Here is a 20,575-nt window from a genome sequence, read left to right as displayed (position 1 = left end):
GGCCTCGTCATGTGAGATCACCCTGCGCCTACGTGGTGCAAAAGGCGCACGAAAGGGCCTCCGGCCAGGGCGTTCCTGCGAGTTGGGGCACGCGGAGGGCACGGCAAGGCCGGATAGGTCTAGACAACGAAGAAGGCCCAGGTCGCTGACCTGGGCCTTCTTGCAAGAGCGGATGACGAGAATCGAACTCGCGCTATAAGCTTGGGAAGCTCATGTTCTACCATTAAACTACATCCGCGTAGTGGTCCAGTTGCCTGGAGCGCTATCGTTTCTCACTCTACCCCATGATCGACCCCTGGTGAATTCGTCCCGGGAGTGGTGTCGCGTGCGGGGTGCACGGGCTGTCGTGGGGGCGGGAGTTGGGGCGTACCTTGTGTGTGCGGAGCGGCGGCTGGAGTGGGTCTTGTTCATCCCCTAATGTGGCGATTCATCGCAGTACGGCTGGTTGGGGAAAGGGACTCGATGGAGCACACCGTCGTCCGTTGTGCCGAAGGGCACGTGTTCAGCACCGCTTCGTTCCCGCTGCAGCACCTCGGTGCCGGCCGGATCGGGCCGGGGCGGCTGCTGCGGTGTCCGCGCTGTGCGCGGCTGCGGCATGCCGTGCCCGTGGGAGCGGCGCCGAAGCGGTAGGCGCGAGAGCGCAAGACGGAGACACCGGCGCGCGGGAATCCGCCTCGATTGGGGCGGCCCGCGCGCTCTGCGTATCCTCGGGACGTGCTTCTCTCTGATAAAGACATCCGGGCCGAGATCGACAGCGGACGGGTTCGCATCGACCCCTTCGACGAGTCGATGGTGCAGCCCTCCAGCATCGATGTACGTCTCGACCGGTTCTTCCGGGTCTTCGAGAATCACCGCTACGCCCACATCGACCCCGCCACCGAGCAGAGCGATCTGACCCGGATGGTCGAGCCGGAGGGTGACGAGGCGTTCATCCTCCACCCGGGCGAGTTCGTCCTCGCCTCGACCTACGAGGTCATCTCGCTGCCCGACGACATCGCCTCCAGACTGGAGGGGAAGTCCAGTCTTGGCCGTCTCGGGCTGGTGACGCACTCCACCGCCGGTTTCATCGACCCCGGGTTCTCGGGGCACGTGACGCTGGAGCTGTCGAACCTCGCCACGCTGCCGATCAAGCTCTGGCCGGGTATGAAGATCGGACAGCTGTGTCTGTTCCGGCTCAGCTCGCCCGCGGAGTTCCCGTACGGGAGCGAGCGGTACGGATCGCGGTACCAGGGCCAGCGCGGCCCGACGGCCTCGCGGTCCTTCCAGAACTTCCACCGGACCCAGGTGAGGCACGAGGCATGAGTGACGCAGTGAGTGGCGGAGTGCGCGAGAACCTTGATTACGAGGGGTTCGGGCGGGCCGTGCGTGAGCTGGCGCAGACCATCGCCGACGACGGCTACGAGCCCGACATCATCCTGAGCATCGCCCGCGGCGGGGTCTTCGTCGCCGGCGGTCTGGCGTACGCGCTGGACTGCAAGAACATCCACCTGGTGAACGTGGAGTTCTACACCGGGGTGGGCACCACCCTGGAGATGCCGGTCATGCTGGCGCCCGTGCCCGAGGCGATCGACTTCACCGCCAAGAAGGTGCTGATCGCCGACGACGTCGCGGACACGGGCAAGACGCTCAAGCTCGTGCACGACTTCTGCCTCGGGCACGTCGCCGAGGTGCGGTCCGCGGTGATCTACGAGAAGTCCCACTCGCTCGTGAAGTGCGAGTACGTGTGGAAGAAGACCGACGAGTGGGTCAACTTCCCCTGGTCGGTCGAGCCGCCCGTCGTGCGGCGCGAGGGACAGGTTCTCGACGCCTGACAGGCAGGTGTGAAGACGCGAGCGCGTGACGAAGGGCCCGCCGCACGGTTTCGTGTGGCGGGCCCTTCGTCACGCGTCGTGCGTGCGCGCGTGGGCTAGATCGTGCCCAGCTTGATGATCGACAGCAGGGCGATCAGCTGGATCGCCGAGGCGCCCAGGGCCTTCGGCCAGGGCAGGTCGTGCGATTTGCTGACCAGGGAGGTGAAGAGCGCGCCGGCCACCACCCAGGTGGCCCAGCCGAGGATCTGGACCAGCATGTTGTCGCCGCCCAGGAACATGGCGAACAGCAGGCGCGGTACGTCCGTCAGGCTCATGACCAGCATCGACAGGCCCACGGTGGGCTGCCAGGCCCCGTCGCCGCCCATCTGGCGGGCCAGGGTGTGGGTGACGGCGCCGAGGACCAGGCCGCAGATCACGAAGGCCACGCCCGCGGAGAGCACGATCGGGACGGCCTTGGAGAGGGTGGCGTTGATGACGTCCTTGCGGGCGTCGTCGAGGCCGAAGACCGCGAGCAGCCCGTAGAGGAAGGTCACGATCAGCGCCGGCCCCCAGACGGCGTAGTCGCGCATCTGCAGGAAGGTCGGGCCCGGGCGGGTCACGATGCCCCGGATCAGGTCCTTCCACGGCAGCCGCGGACCGGTCGGGGCGGCGGCCTGGGCCGCGCCCGCATGGTAGGTCGCGCCCTGGTTGTACGGGTACGGGTCCTCGCCGATGGCGAAGGCCTGCGTGTACCCCGGTGAGTCGCTCGGGCCGCCGGCTCCCTGGACCGGGGGCCGGCCGTAGCCGTATCCCTGACCTTGCCCCTGATCTTGCCCCTGGCCGGCGTGACCGCCGTGCGGGTCGAAGTATTCGGGCTCGCCGTGGCCCCCGGGAGCGGCCTGCTGCGGCCACTGCTGGGGTGCGTAGGGCTGCTGGCCGTACGGCGGCGGCGCCTGGGGCGCCTGCTGCTGACCGTACGGCTGCTGCCGCGGGGTGCGGTTGTTGTCCCGGCCGCGTCCGATCCTGAATCCAGCCACGTGATCGAAAGTACCCGCTCCCGGGCGGCCGGGTGGCCGGGCCGGGGCAAGAAACCCCCTTTGCGGCTGAGCTGTGACATCCCCTAGGGGGTGCCTGGAGGGCCTTCTCAGGGTGGGGCGGGGCGGGTTACGTGGCTGCGCGGCAGTCTGCCGATGCCTGTTACATCTCCGACGGAATACGGACATACCGGCTCCGTAGCTTCGTAGGCGTAGTCACCGCCACGCAGCCGAACGAGCACGAGAAGAGCCCCCGTCATGCGCAGCCCGCACCGTCGCACCACCCTCCGTACCGCCGCCGTCGTGGCCGGTGCGGCCGCCGTCCTCGCCCTCCCGGTGGGATCCGCCTTCGCGGACTCCCCGGCGGTCCCGGACGCGCAGGTCCTGCCGGGCACCGAGCAGCCGTCGGTCGACCCGCAGCAGCCGCAGGTGGACCCGAGCGTCCCGCCGACCACGCCCCCGACGACGCCTCCCACCACGCCCCCGACCACGCGGCCGACCACCCCGCCGGTGAAGCCCACGGTCCGGGCGTACGTCACGACCGTGAAGCTGGCCGACGGATCGATCGCCAGGGTCTACACCTTCGGCGGCGGCCACTTCGAGGCCGACATCTTCTCCGGCGGGGTCAAGCTGGACACCCTGGTCAGCAAGGACGGCAAGCCCGCCCACGGCCAGAACAACGGGCTGCACGTGGTCCTCCAGCCGAACGGCACCGTCACCTCGTGGGTCGAGGGCGCGACCAAGCCGGTCGAGAAGCCGAAGCCGATCGAGAAGCCGAAGCCGGTGGAGAAGCAGGAGAACGTCGTCCAGGTCGCCATGCCCGACGGGCGCAACGCGCGGCTGATCGACGGCCCGAACGGCAAGCGCGTCGAGATCTCGATGCCGAACGGGAACCTCCTCGGCACGATCGACCTGAAGCACCCGACCGCGACGAACGACGGCTGGACGTACAAGCTCGTCCAGGACGGGAAGCGCGTGAAGTTCGTCGTCATCGACGGCAAGAACGGCGGGAACAGCTGGGTCTACGAGTTCACCAGCGGCAAGCTGATCGAGAAGTACGAGGTGGGCAAGGGCGGCAAGGCGGTCGGCACGAAGGACGCCAAGCCCGTCGCCAAGCCGGTCGAGAAGCCGCTCGCCAAGCCGGTCGAGAAGGTCGAGAAGGTCGCGAACAAGGCCGTCGAGCGGGTCGTGCCGAAGGGCGGTGTGAAGGCCGGTGCGGAGGGTGTCGTGCCGGTGTCCGCCGAAGGCGACGGCACGCTGATGCTCGCCGCCGGCGGCGGCATGGCGGCGGTCGGCGCCGCGGGCCTCGGCTTCGCGATGCTGCGCCGCAGCCGGTCCGGCCGGTCCTGACCCCTGGACCCCGGCCCCCGGACCGGACCCTGAACAGCGGAACGGCCCGCCCCCACAGTGGGGGCGGGCCGTTCCGCTGTTCCGTGCCGCGCTGCGGGCTACTTCGCCTCGGCGCCGTCGGTGCCCGGCTCCGCCGGGGCCTGCGCCGCCTTCGGCTCGGCCGCTTCGGCCTTCGGGGCCTCCGCCACCGGGGCCTCGGCCTCCGGCTCCGAGACGGGCTCGGCGACGGGCTCCGCCGCGACCACGGGCTCGGCGACGGGCTCAGCCACAGGCTCGGCGACGACCTCCGGCTCCGGCTCGACCTCCGGCTCCGCCTCGACCACCGGCTCCGCCTCGACCACCGGCTCCGCCTCGACCACCGGCTCCGGCTCCGGCGTCTTCACCGAGTCCAGCAGCAGCTGCGCCACGTCGACCACCGTGACGTGTTCCTTCGCCTGGCCGTCGTTCTTCTTGCCGTTCACCGAGTCGGTGAGCATCACGAGGCAGAAGGGGCAGGCGGTGGAGACGATGTCCGGGTTCAGGGACAGGGCCTCGTCGACGCGCTCGTTGTTGATGCGCTTGCCGATCCGCTCCTCCATCCACATCCGCGCGCCACCCGCGCCACAGCAGAAGCCCCGCTCCTTGTGGCGGTGCATCTCCTGCTGGCGCAGGCCCGGTACGGCCGACATGATCTCGCGCGGCGGCGTGTAGACCTTGTTGTGCCGGCCCAGGTAGCAGGGGTCGTGGTACGTGATCAGCCCGTCGACCGGGGTCACCGGCGTGAGGCGGCCCTCGTCGATCAGGTGCTGGAGCAGCTGCGTGTGGTGGATGACCTCGTACTCGCCGCCCAGCTGCGGGTACTCGTTCGCGATGGTGTTGAAGCAGTGCGGGCAGGTGGAGACGATGCGCTTCGCCGACTTCGGCTTCTTGGTCTCCGGGTCCTCGTCGTCCTCGCCGAAGGCCATGTTCAGCATCGCGACGTTCTCCTGGGCGAGCTGCTGGAAGAGCGGCTCGTTGCCCAGGCGGCGCGGGGAGTCGCCCGTGCACTTCTCGTCGCCGCCCATGATCGCGAACTTGACGCCCGCGATGTTCAGCAGCTCGGCGAAGGCCTTCGTGGTCTTCTTCGCCCGGTCCTCCAGCGCGCCGGCGCAGCCGACCCAGTAGAGGTAGTCGAACTCGGAGAGGTCCTCCGCGTCCTTGCCGATGATCGGGACCTCGAAGTCCACCTCCTTGGTCCACTCGACGCGCTGCTTCTTCGCGAGGCCCCAGGGGTTGCCCTTCTTCTCCAGGTTCTTGAGCATCGTCCCGGCTTCGCTCGGGAAGGCGCTCTCGATCATCACCTGGTAGCGCCGCATGTCGACGATGTGGTCGATGTGCTCGATGTCCACCGGGCACTGCTCGACGCACGCGCCGCAGCTCGTGCAGGACCACAGGACGTCGGGGTCGATGACCCCGTTCTCCTCGGCCGTGCCGATCAGCGGGCGCTCGGCCTCGGCCAGGGCCGCGGCCGGCACGTTCGCCAGCTGCTCCGGCGTCGCCTTCTCGTTGCCCTCCATGTCCTTGCCGCCGCCGGCCAGCAGGTACGGGGCCTTGGCGTGCGCGTGGTCGCGCAGCGACATGATCAGGAGCTTGGGGGAGAGGGGCTTGCCCGTGTTCCAGGCGGGGCACTGCGACTGGCAGCGGCCGCACTCGGTGCACGTGGAGAAGTCGAGGATGCCCTTCCACGAGAACTGCTCGACCTGCGAGACGCCGAAGACGTCGTCCTCGCCCGGGTCTTCGAAGTCGATGACCTTGCCGCCGCTGGTCATGGGCTGGAGCGCGCCCAGCGCGACCGCGCCGTCGGCGTTCCGCTTGAACCAGATGTTCGGGAAGCCGAGGAAGCGGTGCCAGGCCACACCCATGTTGGTGTTCAGCGAGACCACGATCATCCAGATCAGCGAGGTGCCGATCTTGATCATCGCGGTGAAGTAGATGGCGTTCTGCAGGGCGCCGAGGGACATGCCCTTGAAGGCGAGCACCAGCGGGTACGAGACGAAGTACGCGGGCTCGTACGAGTCCACGTGGTGGATGGCGCCTTCGAGTCCGCGCAGGCACAGGATCGCGAGGCCGATGGTCAGGATGATGTACTCGACGAAGTACGCCTGCCAGGCCTTCGAGCCGGCGAAGCGCGACTTGCGGCCTGCCCGCGAGGGCAGCGAGGCGAGGCGGATCCCCATCAGGATGACGATGCCGAGCACGGTCATCAGACCGATGAACTCGATGTAGAGCTCGAACGGCAGGAAGCCGCCGATGACCGGCAGCGTCCAGTCGGCCTGGAAGAGCTGCCCGTACGCCTGCACCAGGGTGGGCGGCAGCGTCAGGAAGCCGATCGCGACGAACCAGTGAGCGAAGCCGACGAGGCCCCAGCGGTTCATCCGGCTGTGGCCGAGGAACTCCCGGACCAGGGTGATCGTTCGGGACTTCGGGTCGTCCGTACGGCTGCCTGCCGGTACGGGCTGTCCGAGCTTCACGAAACGGTAGATCTGCGCCACGGCTCGGGCGAGCAGCGCGACGCCGACCACGGTCAGGACCAGCGACACGATGATCGCGGCGAGTTGCATGGGAGGGCTCCTCGGGCGGCACTTACTAAGCGGTAACTTATCCAGTCAAGGCTTGAGGTTACCCAGTCCCGACGCCGCAATGTAGCCGAGCGCGCGGTGATCTGCGTCGCTCGCCCCCGGCTCAGAGCCGTCCGTGCCGCCAGGCCGCGCGCGGCGTCTGCGCGAGGATCGCCAGGTCCATGCCCAGCCAGTGGTTCTCCACGTAGTGCCGGTCCAGCAGGTCCATCTCCTCCCACGGCAGGTCCGAGCGCGCGCTCACCTGCCACAGCCCGGTCATCCCGGGCCGTACGAGGAGCCGCTCGGGCCGGTCCGACGGGCCGTTCCCGGGGCGCGGCCCGACCAGCGACATCTCGCCGCGCACCACGTTGAGCAGCTGCGGGAGTCCGTCCAGCGCGCACCGTTCCAGGGCCGCCCCGGCCCGGCCCTTGCCGACGCGGAACCGCCACGCCCGGTAGGGCCGCCCGGCCAGGCCCGCCGCGGGCTCGCGGACGAGGACGCCCGCGCCCTGGGTCGCGTAGAGCAGTCCGGCGGTCAGCAGCAGCGGTACGAGGAGCACCCCGAGCAGGAGCGCCGCTCCGGCGAGGTCGAGCACCCGCTTGGCCGGCGGCCCGGCCGGGAGCTGCGGCAGGGCCGGTGGCCGAGCGGGGAGCGAGAGCAGCTTCTGCATGTCAGCACGGTGCCGCACGCCCGTGGTGGTGCGCGGGTGCCGCGCGGCCGTGGTGCCCCGAATGGCGCTCCTGAGCGTAAGGGTGGCCTAAAGGTTGAGTCCCCTCGACTCACCTCTGTTGACACAGTCGGAGGGGGTGGTGCACTCTTGAGTCTGTTCCACTCAAGTCAGCTGGAGGAATCAAAATGGCACGTGCGGTCGGCATCGACCTGGGCACCACTAACTCCGTCGTCAGCGTTCTGGAAGGCGGAGAGCCCACCGTCATCACCAACGCCGAAGGCGCCAGGACCACGCCGTCCGTCGTCGCCTTCGCCAAGAACGGCGAGGTCCTCGTCGGCGAGGTGGCCAAGCGCCAGGCGGTCACGAACGTGGACCGGACCATCCGCTCCGTCAAGCGCCACATGGGCACTGACTGGAAGATCAACCTGGATGGCAAGGACTTCAACCCGCAGCAGATGAGCGCCTTCATCCTGCAGAAGCTGAAGCGCGACGCCGAGGCGTACCTGGGCGAGAAGGTCACGGACGCGGTCATCACCGTCCCGGCCTACTTCAACGACTCCGAGCGCCAGGCGACGAAGGAGGCCGGCGAGATCGCGGGCCTGAACGTCCTGCGTATTGTCAACGAGCCGACGGCCGCCGCCCTGGCCTACGGCCTCGACAAGGACGACCAGACCATTCTCGTCTTCGACCTCGGTGGCGGCACCTTCGACGTGTCCCTCCTGGAGATCGGCGACGGCGTCGTCGAGGTGAAGGCCACCAACGGTGACAACCACCTCGGTGGCGACGACTGGGACCAGCGCGTCGTCGACTACCTGGTGAAGCAGTTCCAGAACGGCCACGGCGTCGACCTGTCCAAGGACAAGATGGCGCTCCAGCGTCTGCGCGAGGCCGCCGAGAAGGCGAAGATCGAGCTGTCCTCCTCCACGGAGACCTCGATCAACCTGCCCTACATCACGGCTTCCGCCGAGGGCCCGCTGCACCTGGACGAGAAGCTCACGCGCTCGCAGTTCCAGCAGCTGACCGCGGACCTGCTCGACCGCTGCAAGACCCCGTTCCACAACGTCATCAAGGACGCGGGCATCAACCTGTCCGAGATCGACCACGTGGTCCTGGTCGGCGGCTCCACCCGCATGCCGGCCGTCGCCGAGCTCGTCAAGGAGCTCACCGGCGGTCAGGACGCCAACAAGGGCGTCAACCCGGACGAGGTCGTCGCCATCGGCGCGACCCTCCAGGCGGGCGTGCTCAAGGGTGAGGTCAAGGACGTCCTGCTCCTCGACGTGACCCCGCTGTCCCTGGGTATCGAAACCAAGGGCGGCATCATGACCAAGCTCATCGAGCGCAACACCACGATCCCGACCAAGCGGTCCGAGATCTTCACGACGGCCGAGGACAACCAGCCGTCCGTGCAGATCCAGGTCTACCAGGGCGAGCGCGAGATCGCGGCGTACAACAAGAAGCTCGGCATGTTCGAGCTGACCGGCCTGCCGCCGGCTCCGCGTGGCGTCCCGCAGATCGAGGTCTCCTTCGACATCGACGCGAACGGCATCATGCACGTCACGGCCAAGGACCTCGGCACGGGCAAGGAGCAGAAGATGACCGTCACCGGCGGCTCTTCGCTCGGCAAGGACGAGGTCGACCGCATGCGCCAGGAGGCGGAGCAGTACGCGGACGAGGACCTGCGCCGCAAGGAAGCGGCCGAGTCCCGCAACCAGGGCGAGAGCCTCGTCTACCAGACGGAGAAGTTCGTCAAGGACAACGAGGACAAGGTCCCGGCCGACGTCAAGGAAGAGGTCGAGGCCTCCATCGCCGAGCTGAAGGAAAAGCTCAAGGGCGAGGACGCGGCCGAGATCCGCACCGCGACTGAGAAGCTCGGTGCCGTCAGCCAGAAGCTCGGCCAGGCGATCTACGCCGACGCCGGTGCCCAGGCCGCCGGTGGCGCGCCGACCGGTGACGCCGGCCAGGCCGACGCCAACGACGACGTCGTCGACGCCGAGATCGTCGACGACGAGAAGCCGAAGGGTGGCGCTGCCTGATGTCGGAGGAGACCCCGGGCTTCGACGAGAAGCCCGAAGTCCCCGCCGACGGCACGCCTGACGACGCCGCCGAGCCGAAGGCCGCAGCTTCCTCCAAGGAGGAGGCCGCGGCCCCGGCCGGGGACTCCGCAGCAGCACCGAGCGGTCAGGAAACAGCCCTCCTGGCCCAGCTGGACCAGGCCCGTACCGCGCTCGGCGAGCGCACCGCGGACCTCCAGCGGCTCCAGGCGGAGTACCAGAACTACCGCCGCCGGGTGGAGCGGGACCGGATCGCCGTCAAGGAGATCGCGGTCGCGTCCCTCCTGACGGAACTGCTCCCGACCCTGGACGACATCGGCCGGGCGCGGGAACATGGCGAGCTGGTCGGCGGCTTCAAGTCGGTGGCCGAATCGCTGGAGACCGCCGCGGCCAAGATGGGCCTGCAGCAGTTCGGCAAGGAGGGCGAGCCCTTCGACCCGACGATCCACGAGGCCCTGATGCACTCGTACGCGCCGGACGTCACCGAGGACACCTGCGTGGCGATCCTGCAGCCGGGCTACCGCATCGGCGAGCGTACGATCCGTCCCGCGCGGGTCGCGGTGGCCGAGCCCCAGCCGGGCGCGGCACCGAAGTCCGAGGCGGCGGAGGCCGATTCCGGGTCGGACGCGGTGGACGCGTCGGGCGAGGACGCGGATGCCCCCGACAAGGGCTGAAGTTGAACACGTAGAAGCAGCGCGAGAGGAGGGACACCGGGGATGAGCACGAAGGACTTCGTCGAGAAGGACTACTACAAGGTCCTCGGTGTCCCGAAGGACGCCACCGAGGCCGAGATCAAGAAGGCGTACCGGAAGCTCGCCCGCGAGTTCCACCCGGACGCCAACAAGGGCGACGCCTCGGCCGAGGAGCGCTTCAAGGAGATCTCCGAGGCGAACGACATCCTCGGCGACGCCAAGAAGCGCAAGGAGTACGACGAGGCCCGCGCCCTGTTCGGGAACGGCGGCTTCCGCCCCGGTCCCGGCGGGGGCGGCGGCGGTTCGTTCAACTTCGACCTCGGTGACCTCTTCGGAGGCCAGCAGCAGGGCGGCCCGGCCGGCGGCTTCGGCGGCGGCGGCCTGGGCGACGTCTTCGGCGGCCTGTTCAACCGCGGCGGCGCCGGCGCGGGTGCGGGCACCCGTACCCAGCCGCGCCGCGGCCAGGACATCGAGTCGGAGGTCACCCTCTCCTTCACGGAGGCGGTGGACGGGGCCACGGTCCCGCTCCGGATGTCCTCGCAGTCGCCCTGCAAGGCCTGTTCGGGCACCGGCGACAAGAACGGCACGCCCCGCGTGTGCCCGACCTGCGTCGGCACCGGCCAGGTCTCCCGCGGCAGCGGCGGCGGCTTCTCGCTGACCGACCCCTGCGCGGACTGCAAGGGCCGCGGCCTCATCGCCGAGACCCCCTGCGACATCTGCAAGGGCAGCGGGCGGGCCCGCAGCTCCCGGACCATGCAGGTCCGGATCCCGGCGGGGGTCTCCGACTCCCAGCGGATCCGGCTGCGCGGCAAGGGAGCCCCGGGCGAGCGCGGCGGCCCGGCCGGTGACCTGTACGTCGTCGTGCACGTGGACGCGCACCCGGTCTTCGGCCGCAAGGACGACAACCTCACGGTGACCGTTCCGGTGACCTTCGCGGAGGCGGCGCTGGGAGCCGACATCAAGGTCCCGACCTTGAACGGCCCCTCGGTGACGCTGAAGCTGCCCCCGGGCACCCCCGGCGGCCGCACGATGCGGGCCCGCGGCAAGGGGGCGGTCCGCAAGGACGGCACCCGCGGCGACCTGCTCGTGACGGTGGAGGTCGCCGTCCCGACCGAGCTGAACGACAAGGCCCGCGAGGCCTTGGAGCTGTACCGCGAGGCGACGGAGTCCGAGGACCCGCGCTCCGCGCTGTTCGAGTCCGCGAAGGGAGCATGACATGGACGGCCGCCGTAGGAGCCACTACCAGCTCACCGATGAGACCCCGGTCTACGTGATCTCGGTGGCCGCCCAGCTCTCGGGCCTGCATCCGCAGACCCTGCGCCAGTACGACCGCCTCGGCCTGGTCTCCCCGGGCCGTACGGCCGGGCGCGGCCGGCGCTACTCGGCCCGTGACATCGAACTGCTCCGCACCGTCCAGGCGCTGTCCCAGGAAGAGGGCATCAACCTGGCGGGCATCAAGCGGATCATCGAGCTGGAGAACCAGGTCGCCGCGCTCCAGCAGCGCGTGGCCGAGCTCTCCTCGGCCGTCGACGGCGCCGCCGCCGTGCTCCAGCAGCGCGAGGCCCAGGTGCACGCCTCGTACCGGCGCGACCTGGTCCCGTACCAGGCACCGAAGCCGGGCAGCGCCCTGGTCGTCTGGCGACCGGCACCGAAACGGCCGCTGGACTGACGTCCAGCCGCAGGCAGGCAGACATGGGGAAGGCCCCGCCCGGATGATCCGGGCGGGGCCTTCCTCCGTACTCAGCCGCCGAGAATGTCGAGTTCCTTACCGCGGGAGTTCCAGATGCGCGCGGAGCCGCCCGGAGGTTCGCTGAGGGTCAGCCGGTCCGGCTCGTGGGTGAATCCGCCGAGCAGCTTCCCGGGCCCTTCAGTCGGCCATTCGACAGTGAGGTAGTCACCGGGTGAGAGCTCGAACTCGGTGCTCTGCGGCTCGAGCTGGACGGTGAGCGGCGTGCTCGGTCCAGCCTGAACCACGAACTTCATGGTTCCCATTTTCGTCACCAGTTTTCCAGGTAGTAGTCCATCAAGTCTGCCCTGTGCTTGGCGCTCGGGTTCTTGCCCTTGCTTTCGAACTCGACCCTTCGGTAGCCGTCTCGCGCGGCTTCGACATCCCTCTTGAGGAAGGTCTTCTTCACCTTCTTCAGCTGATCGGGGTTCTGGAGCTCGATGTTCTCCAACTTGTTGGCCCAGAGCTTGCCCTTGCCGAAGATCGCATCGACCTGGGCGCCCTTGCCGCCGTAGCGTTCGGCGATCACCTTGAGCTTCGCGAACTCCTCGGCGGCGGCTGCTGCAACGCGCCCCGCCTTCGTCCCGGCTCTGGCGGCCTCGACCGCCTTTTCCATCCGCTTGGCTTCGCCGACGAGCTTGATCGCCTTGGCCCACTTGAGCCAGGGCAGGTCGAGCGCGGCAACCGCGCAGTTCTTCATGATCAAGCCGGAGCAGCCCGCCCAGGCGGCGGCGTCCGGGACGATGACGTGGAGCAGGAAGTCGCCGATGATCGCGTTGGCCGGCGTCCTCTCGTACGAGAACATGCCGAGGGCCGCGGCTCCCGAGCAGAAGGAGTCCTGCGAGTCGATGTTGAAGCACCGCTCGTAGCTGAGCCAGTCCTTGAGCCGCTCTTCGTACGTCTTCTTGAGCGGAGCGCGGGCCTCCAGCTCCTTGGCGGATTTGACGCGTCCACCGTTGATCCAGATGTCACCTTCCTTGTCGACGGTGACGGTGACGGTGGGGGCGGGGTCCTCGTCGAGCCAGTCGCTGACCTCCTCTTCTGCCTGAACCTCCTCGATGGACTTGCCGTTGGTCCCGCCGCCGCCACCGCAGTACCCGTACCCGTAGCAGCTCTCGAGGCCCGTCGGGTCCATCTGGGCGACGGGGTTGTTGTTCGCGTAGTTGTACCCGTTCATCTGCACCGGGTCGGTGATGTCGATGACCGGGTCGACGGAGATGAAACGGCCGGTGGTCGGCTCGTATTCGCGGGCGCCTATGTGGGTGAGGCCCGTGGTGTGGTCCTCGTTGCCGGTGCCCAGGAAGGTACGGCTGCCGGGCCAGTTGGTGGCCATCGTGCCGCGCTGGTTGCCGTACGGGTCGGACTTGCGCCGGGTGACCGCCTGCCCGGCCTTCTGCTCGACCGCGATGGTGCCGGTGTTGTGGTGGTCGGCCAGCAGGACCGTCAGCCGGTGGCCCGTGGCGCTGCCCGTGGTCTGGCGCACGGTGGTCGGCGCACCGGATCCGCCGTAGTAGCGGACCGCGTCGACGGCCTGGCCGGTCTTGTTGACCGTTACCTCGGTTTCGCCGAGGTAGAGGGTGCGGGCGCTTCCGGTCTCCTCCATGAGGCGGTTGCCGTCGGCGTCATAGACGTACGTGGTGGTGTTGTCGGCGAAGGTCCACTGCTGGGCTGCGGCATTCGCGGCGCAGGCGAAGATGTGGAGGTCGTTGCCGTCGACGGGGTTGTCGTTGGGGACGGTGAGGCAGGCGTTGGCCGCCGCGTTGTAGAGCGTCTTGTCGGCGGTGCGGTAGGTGAACTTCTGCTTGGCGCTCCCGTCACACGTCGACAGACGGGCGTACAGGCCGTCCGCCGTGAGGCACTTGTCCAGGGCACGCACGGTGTCGCCTGACAGGCGCCACTGCTGCGCACGGGTCTCGTTGCAGGGGTACAGCTGGACGGCAGTGCCGTCCGCGGCCGAGCCCGATTCCACGTCCAGGCACTTGCCGGCCAGGCCGGTGACTGCGACGGCGCCGATGCCGGCGCTGCTCGCCGAGGTCAGCTTGTTCTTGCGGTCCCAGGTCAGGGCCTGGGTGTCCGCGCCGACCTTGCGGGTCTTGGTGTTGCCCGTGGCGTCGTACTCGTAGGTGGACTGGGAGAGCAGGGTCGTGCCCTGCTTCTTCTCCACCTTGGTGAGCGTGTGGGGCTGGCTCCTGAGCAGGAGCTGGCTGCCTCCGGGGGGATCGATGCCGTACGTGTAGGTCGACGTCTGGTCCAGCGCCGCGTTGGTGAGGTTGTGATTCACCGACTTGGTGCGGTTGCCGATGGCGTCGAACTCGAAGTCCTGCCAGTAGCCGTCACCGTCCGGGCCCGCGGTGACGTCGTTCAGCGAAGGCCCGCTACACGCTTCGGTCTTGCCGGTCCAGGCCTTGGTGAGCTGGCCCATCGGGCTGTAGGTGAAGCACTGCCGGTCGATCTTGCCGCCCGGCTGGGTGTCCGTGATCGAGGTCGGGTTGCCCGCCACGTCGTAGGTGTACGACAGCGCCGAGAGCCGGTTGTAGTTGGCCGTCTCCCGGTCGGAGATCGACTGGGTGATCCGACCGGTGTTGGGGTCGTGCAGGTTGGTCGTCCACACCCGGTAGGGAGCGGTACCCGAAGTGGTGCGCAGCACCTCGCCGAAGGGGCTGTAGGTGGTATCCGCCGTGTACCAGGACAGGCCGGACAACGTGACGGGCTGGCCGTCGGCGTTGTATCGGGTGATCAGCTTCTCGGCCGCCAGGCCACCGGGAGTGGCAGGGAGCGTCCTCGACTGGACGGCACCTGTGGGCGTGTAGGTGGTGGAGTAGGCGTACGTGCCGGCCAGGCCCTGGGTAGCCGGGGTGTCCGGAATGGTGATCTTGCTGCCCGTGGGGCGGTACTCGGTGTCGTAGCCGGTGATCTCGTTCTTGAACGCCGTCCCATTGGCGTACGAGGTGGATGTCGCCGGCTTGCCCTTTCCGCCGGCGAGCGTGTCGAAGGTCCAGGAGGCCATCAGGGGGCCGGTTGCGGAGTCCTCGCGGGTCTCGGTCTTGCGGCCGAGCTTGTCGTAGGTGGTGTACGTCTTCTTGCCGGCAGCGTTCTCGGCCCAGACCTGCTGGTCGAGGTTGTTGTAGCCGTAGAGCGACGGTCCCATGTCCGGGTCGGTGGAGCCGGTTGTGCGACCTCGGGCGTCGTAGGAATACGTCCAGTTGTTGTTGTTGGCATCCGTGACCTTGGCCAGCTTGCCGCGCACGTCGTACGCGTAGCTGGTGTTGTTCCAGGTGGTCAGGTCGGTGGCCGTGTAGTTCTGGATGAGCGTCGTGCGGTTCAGCGCGTCGGTCCAGGACTTGACGGCCTGGCTGCCCGGCAGTGGCGCCGAGCCGTCGGCGGACATCCCGCTGCGCTCGACGGTCCAGTCACCGCCGTAGAGCTTGACGTCGGAGTGGTGCGCGGTGCCTTCGTAGAGGGTGGTTTCGCGCACCGGACGCCCGAGGCCGTCGTAGGCCGTTTCCGTGGCATTGGGGACGTGGAAGACCGTTTCGGGAACGAAGACGTCCCGGTTCGGCTCCCCCTCGGCGTAGTACCGGTTGTTGGTGTGGCGGACCGTGCCGTTCGCGCTGTAGAGCTTGTCGTCGACCAGACGACCACCACCGATCGCCTCCGACTGGGTCTGACGCGGGCGCAGCAGACCGTCGTAGATCTCGATGGTGCTCTCGTAGGTGCCGTTGTCCCGCAGCATGCGCGAGGTCACGGCCGGGGGCTCGTGCTCGGTGATCTGGTAGTCGAAGGTCTGCCGGGCCTTGTCGATCGCAGGGTTCTGCGAAGGAGTCCAGACGGCGGTCGTACGCCCCATGGGGTCGTACTGCGAGGTGATCTTCCGGTTGTTCTGGTCGGTGACCTCCAGGACCAGACCGCGCGCCGGGTCGAACTTGGTGGTCGACTTGTGCGTCAGCGCGTTGGTCGCCGTCTGGCTGAAGGCGGGTCCGGTCGCGGGGGTGAACGTCGTGGTGACGGCGTTGCCGGCGGGGTCGTACGACTTCACCACGCGGCCGAGGGCGTCGTACTCGAAGCGCCCCGTGGTGATCCAGCCCGTGCCCGGTCCGTCCTGGGTGTCCGTCTGGAAGGGCAGGCCCTTCACCGGGGCCGTACCGAATGCGTTCAGGGCGTCGTACGAGGTACGGGTGTTGGACAGCAGCGCGCCGGTGGCTGACTGTGCGCAGGTGCCGGCCGTGGCACGGACGGCCTGCGGCAGGCCGATCAGGTACTTGGAGGTGTTGTGGACGTAGTTGGTGGCGGTGCAGGTCTGCTCCTCGACCGTCCAGCCGCCGGAGCCGTTCGAGGTCATCGCCTCGGTCTGGGAGGTGGTCTTCAGACCGTAGGTGGGCTCGAAGGTGTCCGTCGCACGCGTCAGGCGCATGCGGCCGGCGCTGATCGCCTCGTACCGGTCCATCCGTGAGGTGTCGACGCGGAAGGCCTGGAGGTCGATGGTGCCGTCCCGCGGCCGGGAGCCCGTCTTCTTGAACTCGTACCAGTTCAGGTCGCGGGCGGCGACCGTGCCGCCGGCTCCGGCCTTGGTGTAGGTGATCGCCTCCGCTTCCTTGCCCTGGTACTGGGGCAGGTCTTCACCGAGGGTCTCGGTGTTGGTGGAGTCCTTGACAGTGATCACCGCGCGGCCCGCGTCGCCGGACATGCCGCGGAAGTAGCGGGTCCGGGTCTGGGACTGCTCGGTGGCGTCGGGCCGGCCCGCGTTGGCGGTCACGCCCTTGGTGGTGACGACCGAGGCGTAGCCGCGCCACTGGTTGAAGGTGCGCAGTTCGGGCTTGGTGAACTCGTCGTCGTCCTTGGCCCAGGCTGCGTCGCCCTCGTAGATATAGCTGGTGGTGACATCGGGCTGACGTGCTACGCGGTCCTTCTCGACGACGTTCTCGACGACGTACTTGTTGAACCACTCCAGCGGCGGAGTCTCCAGCTCACCGTCCGGGGACCAGTGGTTGGGGAAGCAGCGAGTGGTGTTCTCCTCGGGCTTCGGGTGGGTGGTGCCCACCGCGCACGGGGCGGAGTAGTCGACGTAGACCTCGCCACCGGTCTCGTTGCGGATGGTCTCCACGCGAAGTCGGTCGTAGTCCGGGGTGGCGTCCTGCGCGCTCTTCGCGACGCGGTTGGGCATGTCCTGGACGTTGGCGAGGAAGGAGACCGGGGGCAGCGAGGCGCTGAGCTGGTTCCCGTCCTCGTCCTTCTTCGTGCCGTAGCCGGTGCGCGTGATCGACTCCAGCCACAGTGGCGGGTGGGTGTCGGTGCGCTGCTTGGGGAACGACTGGTCCAGCGTCCAGGTGTCGACCTTGGACAGGTCGGTGGTGCCCTCGGTGCGCTGGCCCCAGGTGGTGATGCCGGTCAGGCGCTTGCGGGTCCAGAAGCTGGGGACGGAGACGTAGCAGGTCTCATCCGTGAACGTGCAGTTCAGCGTGGACGGAGTGTCCCACCAGGGCTGCTTGAGCTCGTAGTTCTTCGATGTGAACTCGGAGTCCTCGCACTTCGTGGTGCCCTCGACCTTGCAGCGCTCGGCCACGGTGAACTCGACCTTGGCGGCCGGCGGGCCGGAGAGGTTGTTCGAGCGCAGGCCGTAGGAGATCTGGGAGGGGTAGCCGCCGCGGATGTAGCCGACCTCGTCGCGGTTCTTCTCCTTGGTCTTGCCGTTCTTGGAGTAGCGGTTCTCCTCGCGCTTCCAGTCGATGATCATCGCGTTGCCGTTGATGTCCTCGACGTAGTCGAGGTTCCAGCGCCAGGCCTGCTTGCAGGAGGACGCGGCGAAAGACGACGCGTGGCAGGGCTCGCCGGTGTGGTTGCCGAACACGGGGACGCTGAAGACCGAGTCGGTCACGGGCCGGGTACCTGCGCCGTCCACGTCGTGGCGGCCGAAGTAGTACTTGGTGCCGTCGCGGGTGGTGACGAGCCAGTACTCGCCGTCCTTCGCACCGTTGGCCACGTTCGCGTCGGTCAGGCGCTCGACCTTGGAGCCGTCGTCGTTGGCGGGGATCCAGTTTCCGGTGGCGGTGTCGTGGACCAGCTCGGTGGTGTTTCCGCCGAGCGACATCACCATGTTGTCGCCGGCCCAGCACAGGTCGTTCTTCTTCTTGTCCGTGCTGTTGTCGTTGTTCGGCGCGTTCTTGAGGTCGGCCGAGCAGGAGCGGTAGCGCCGCTCGACGAAGCCCGGGTGGTAGTCCCAGCCGTCGCCGATCCAGGACGCCTGGCCGTTGGCGGCGGAGGTCTTGCCGTCGACCGCCTGCGAGCCGTAGGACAGGGAGATCTTCGGCTCCGGGCCGGCCGGGGCCGCCGGGACGCCCAGGGGGTAGCTCCAGGAGAAGCCGCCGCCGCTGCCGCCCGCAGTCCAGGTGCCCGACGGGGAGAGCGAGGTGGCCTTGTACGTGCCCCCCGCGCCGGAGGCTGAGTCCGTCGCGGCCAGGACGGTGGGACCGCCGCCGCCGACGGCCATCGTCCGCATGGTCTGGCCGGGGGCGGTCGCCGGGTCCACGGTCGCGCGGACGGTGCCCGTCGCCGGGTCGTTGGTGCTGGGGATGTGCTTTGCGTCGCTGCACTCGGGAACGAGAGGCGTCGTCAGGAAGCAGGCGGGGAGCTGCTTGAGCTCCAGGCGCGTGGACCACTCGGTGCCGTAGAGGTCCTCGAACTGCTTGTAGTCCAGCTGCACGTCCACCGGGGTCGAGCCCTCGTCGGGCGGCGTGACCTTGATGATCGCGCCGTCCAGGCCGGCCGCTTCGGTGGCCGTACGGGCCTCGACGGACACCCCCCAGGTACCGGAGGGCGCGGGCGGAGCCGGGTCGCTCTCGGTGGGCGAGGCCTTGCCGATGCTGACGGGCAGCGTGCCCGCCTTCACCAGAGCGGTCCCGGTACCGGCGCTCAGCGCGACGTCGGCCGTACCGGCCGCCGGGGGCGTGACCTTGGAGGGCTCGTAGCCGGCTGGGGGCTGGGCGGGCGCGCCGGCCCAGCCCTCCAGCTTGGCCGCTTCGACCTTGTCGAGCTTGGCCTTGATATCGGACTGCAGACCGGGCAGCTGGACGCCCGAGCGCGGGCCGGGCTGTGCGGCCCATGCCTGGGCAGGCAGGAGCGTGGCCAGGAGCACGACGGAGAGCGTGGCTCCGGTGCGGGCCATATATCGGCGCGCCGTCCCGTTTCCGGGAAGGCGCAAATTACTCGCCGCAAACGGCGACATGTATTCCCCCCATACCGCTGCCATCCGGATTGTGGAATTCCGGACGGCAAAGGATTGACAAATTGCCCGCAGATCTTGGAGGGAGAGGTGGCCGGAAGTCCACTGCAATCAGGGGTGGAGTGGCGTTAATCACTCGACTGCATCCATATGTTGTGTCAAATCGGTCCAAGATCCCCCAACGCTTATAGGTATAGGCCAAGTTGGGGGGTGATTCAGCCTCGGAGATGGTTCATGATCGGGGCGCACTTTTGCCATCAAACGGCAAAGTGGAATACGTGCGTCCGAGGGGGAGACCGAAAAGTGCTTGTCAGCGATTCAGATTCTGAGACGGAGTCGGCGGTCGTACCCGACGCCCCGCCAAGACCCCGGTGGTTCCGGCGTCGCAGGAATCTGGGGGGTGTGGCCGCGCTGCTCGCACTCGCGGTGGCCGTTCCGGTCGGCGTGCAGCTGCGCGACGGTACCGGGCAGGAGGAGAAGCCTGCTGCCGAGGCGGCCGGGGCTCCGGTAGCAGCTCCCGAAGCCCGCAAGCAGGCGGAGGAGAGCGGCAAGGAAGTCGAGGTCACGGCGGAGCGGAGTCCGAACTCCACGACCTGGGCGCAGCCTGGCGGGTCGTTCAGGAAGCAGGTCTTCAGCTCGGCGGTACGGGCGAAGGTCGGCGAGGCGTGGAAGCCGATCGACACCAACCTGGCGAAGACGGAGGCCGGTTACGCGGCGAAGGCCGTCAACGGGGCCGTCGTCTTCAGTGCGGGTACGGCGGCCGCGGACGCGCGGGCTTCGCGTGGTGTGGTGCGGTCCGCGCTGACGGTGGATGAGCCGGGGCAGGTGTGGACCGAGCTGGTCCGGTTGAACGTCGACGGTCATGACATGGCCGTGAGCTGGCCGGGCGTGCTGCCCGCGCCGGTCATCGACGGCCCGCGGGCCCTGTACGAGAACGTGCGCCCCGGCATCGACCTCGTGATGACCGCGCAGGACGCCGGCTACTCGCACCTCCTGGTCGTGAAGGACAAGCAGGCCGCGGCCGATCCGCTGTTGGCGCAGATCAACTACCGCCTGGCCTCGCCCGATCTGAAGTTCCAGCTGGATGGCGAGTCCGGTGCGCTGTCGGCGCGGGATGCCAAGGACGAGGAAGTCGCCGGTTCGCCGTCGCCCTTGATGTGGGATTCGTCCGGCAAGGTCGCCACCACGGATGACGTTCCCGCCTGGCAGGCCCCGAAAGCGGCCAAGGACCACCCGACCCTGGGGTTGAAGGGTCTGGCGGGTGCGGAAGGCGCGCACCTTTCCGTGGCGGCGGCCTCCCTCGCCGAGGGCACCCTCTCGCTGAAGCCGGACGCGGCGCTGCTGAATGCGGCGGACACCGTGTATCCGGTGTTTGTCGACCCGTCGTTCAAGGGTCGCAAGTACGCGTGGTCGCTGCTTTACAAGACGGCCGGCGGGTCGAGCTTCTACAACGGCCAGAACTACAACGCC

12 protein-coding genes, 1 tRNA gene and 1 pseudogene are annotated in these 20,575 nt (G+C 68.5%); 8 read left to right on the top strand and 6 right to left on the bottom strand.

Translation table 11 applies throughout. From position 1 onward, the window contains the following. Positions 1-167 precede the first annotated feature (167 nt). Positions 168-238, bottom strand: a tRNA-Gly gene (locus tag ACIA8F_RS29510). Between the two features lie 476 nt (positions 239-714). On the opposite strand from ACIA8F_RS29510, the gene dcd reads away from it, so the two are divergent. Then, on the top strand, positions 715-1,302 hold the full coding sequence (gene dcd / locus ACIA8F_RS29505; protein ID WP_254382356.1) for a dCTP deaminase: 588 nt from the start codon (positions 715-717) through the stop codon (positions 1,300-1,302). After that, positions 1,299-1,811: a phosphoribosyltransferase gene (locus ACIA8F_RS29500; protein ID WP_399383293.1), complete on the top strand. Its 513-nt coding sequence runs from the start codon at positions 1,299-1,301 to the stop codon at positions 1,809-1,811. Before dcd ends, ACIA8F_RS29500 begins: the two co-directional genes overlap by 4 nt. A gap of 95 nt (positions 1,812-1,906) precedes the next feature. Here the strand turns inward: ACIA8F_RS29500 and ACIA8F_RS29495 are convergent, their stop codons facing one another. Next, positions 1,907-2,827, bottom strand: a complete 921-nt coding sequence (locus tag ACIA8F_RS29495; RefSeq protein WP_399383292.1) for a Yip1 family protein — start codon at positions 2,825-2,827, stop codon at positions 1,907-1,909. 255 nt (positions 2,828-3,082) lie between these two features. On the opposite strand from ACIA8F_RS29495, the gene ACIA8F_RS29490 reads away from it, so the two are divergent. Next, positions 3,083-4,174: a hypothetical protein gene (locus tag ACIA8F_RS29490; RefSeq protein WP_399383291.1), complete on the top strand. Its 1,092-nt coding sequence runs from the start codon at positions 3,083-3,085 to the stop codon at positions 4,172-4,174. 98 nt (positions 4,175-4,272) lie between these two features. Here the strand turns inward: ACIA8F_RS29490 and ACIA8F_RS29485 are convergent, their stop codons facing one another. Next, positions 4,273-6,753, bottom strand: coding sequence for a (Fe-S)-binding protein (locus ACIA8F_RS29485; protein ID WP_399383289.1), 2,481 nt, complete (start codon positions 6,751-6,753; stop codon positions 4,273-4,275). Between the two features lie 121 nt (positions 6,754-6,874). Further along, positions 6,875-7,420, bottom strand: coding sequence for a sugar transferase (locus ACIA8F_RS29480; protein WP_399383287.1), 546 nt, complete (start codon positions 7,418-7,420; stop codon positions 6,875-6,877). A 185-nt stretch (positions 7,421-7,605) separates the two neighbouring features. On the opposite strand from ACIA8F_RS29480, the gene dnaK reads away from it, so the two are divergent. The 4 genes from dnaK to ACIA8F_RS29460 are packed head-to-tail and all read left to right on the top strand — an operon-like array spanning position 7,606 to position 11,832. Then, entirely contained in the window at positions 7,606-9,453 is a 1,848-nt protein-coding gene (dnaK, locus tag ACIA8F_RS29475; protein ID WP_399383286.1) for a molecular chaperone DnaK, read from the top strand. After that, complete coding sequence (grpE, locus tag ACIA8F_RS29470; protein WP_399383284.1) at positions 9,453-10,145, top strand: nucleotide exchange factor GrpE; 693 nt, start codon at positions 9,453-9,455, stop codon at positions 10,143-10,145. Before dnaK ends, grpE begins: the two co-directional genes overlap by 1 nt. A 42-nt stretch (positions 10,146-10,187) precedes the next feature. Then, positions 10,188-11,378, top strand: coding sequence for a molecular chaperone DnaJ (dnaJ, locus tag ACIA8F_RS29465; RefSeq protein ID WP_399383283.1), 1,191 nt, complete (start codon positions 10,188-10,190; stop codon positions 11,376-11,378). A 1-nt stretch (position 11,379) separates the two neighbouring features. Further along, entirely contained in the window at positions 11,380-11,832 is a 453-nt protein-coding gene (locus tag ACIA8F_RS29460) for a heat shock protein transcriptional repressor HspR (protein ID WP_399383282.1), read from the top strand. 71 nt (positions 11,833-11,903) lie between these two features. Here ACIA8F_RS29460 and ACIA8F_RS29455 read toward each other — a convergent pair whose 3' ends face one another. Both ACIA8F_RS29455 and ACIA8F_RS29450 read right to left on the bottom strand, forming a co-directional pair. Continuing rightward, on the bottom strand, positions 11,904-12,146 hold the full coding sequence (locus tag ACIA8F_RS29455) for a hypothetical protein (protein WP_399383280.1): 243 nt from the start codon (positions 12,144-12,146) through the stop codon (positions 11,904-11,906). Between the two features lie 14 nt (positions 12,147-12,160). After that, positions 12,161-19,048 (bottom strand): ricin-type beta-trefoil lectin domain protein, encoded by a 6,888-nt coding sequence (locus ACIA8F_RS29450; RefSeq protein WP_399383278.1) that lies wholly within the window; start codon positions 19,046-19,048, stop codon positions 12,161-12,163. A 459-nt stretch (positions 19,049-19,507) separates the two neighbouring features. Between ACIA8F_RS29450 and ACIA8F_RS29445 the strand changes: the two are divergent. Continuing rightward, positions 19,508-20,575, top strand: a pseudogene (locus tag ACIA8F_RS29445) (VCBS repeat-containing protein); the annotation flags it as partial.

Source organism: Streptomyces sp. NPDC051563 (assembly GCF_044454225.1).
Taxonomy (GTDB): domain Bacteria; phylum Actinomycetota; class Actinomycetes; order Streptomycetales; family Streptomycetaceae; genus Streptomyces.
The sequence above is the reverse complement of the archived record's forward strand: the minus strand, read 5'-3'. Positions and strand labels throughout refer to the sequence as shown.